Raw genomic sequence first — 689 nt, 5'->3', positions numbered from 1 at the left:
ACTCGTAATTTGAGTATCTCTTCATCTGCCTTTCCAGAGTTCCTTTACTGTCGGCCGTTCTTAAAGCCAGTAGAAGGTCATGGCAATTGATAAACAGGGTCTTAAAGCCATGTTCACACGCTATCAGACCTAAGCCGATTGCTAGATGCGTTTTGCCGACTCCTGGACTGCCAACCAGTAAAATATTTTGGTGATTGTTTAAGAAACCTAACGATTTAAGCCCTAGAATCTCCTGCTTATTGATTGAAGGCTGGAAGTTAAAGTCGAACTCATCAACTCTTTTGACGATCGGAAACTTTGCTTGTTGGATTCGCTTTTTAATTTCCTGATCGCGTCGGTATTGCAGTTCACTTTCGGTTAATTTTAATAATGCTTCACCGAAACTAAGTCGCTGTTGATCGACCTCCGTACTATAATTTTGATAATTTTCACTGAAATTGTTTAATTTTAATTGTGCCAAATTTGAAATAAGCTGCTCATAATCCGTCATAAATTCAACTCCTTACAGACAATCGTATGCTTTAAGATTCTCGCTCATATACTTATTGAGCTCGTCTTCTGAGCGGTCCTTAAAAAGATCCGTCTTTAAAATTGCTTTGTAATCATCCTCGTTATAGTTGAATTGCTTATCAGTTAGGTTATGAGATCTAATTTCCACTCCCATATAATAAATTTTGATACTTTTATTG

General features: G+C 37.2%; 1 protein-coding gene and 1 pseudogene. Both read right to left on the bottom strand.

Features of this window, described 5'->3' with window-relative positions:
- A partial coding sequence (locus ACLUWI_RS10220) for an ATP-binding protein (RefSeq protein WP_412147234.1) occupies positions 1–490 on the bottom strand: 490 nt, incomplete at its 3' end.
- 12 nt (positions 491–502) lie between these two features.
- A pseudogene (locus ACLUWI_RS10215) lies at positions 503–689 on the bottom strand (IS21 family transposase); the annotation flags it as partial.

Source organism: Limosilactobacillus mucosae, from assembly GCF_046939755.1.
GTDB lineage: Bacteria > Bacillota > Bacilli > Lactobacillales > Lactobacillaceae > Limosilactobacillus > Limosilactobacillus mucosae_A.
Note: the sequence above shows the minus strand (reverse complement) of the source record. Positions and strands in the feature narration are given on the sequence as shown.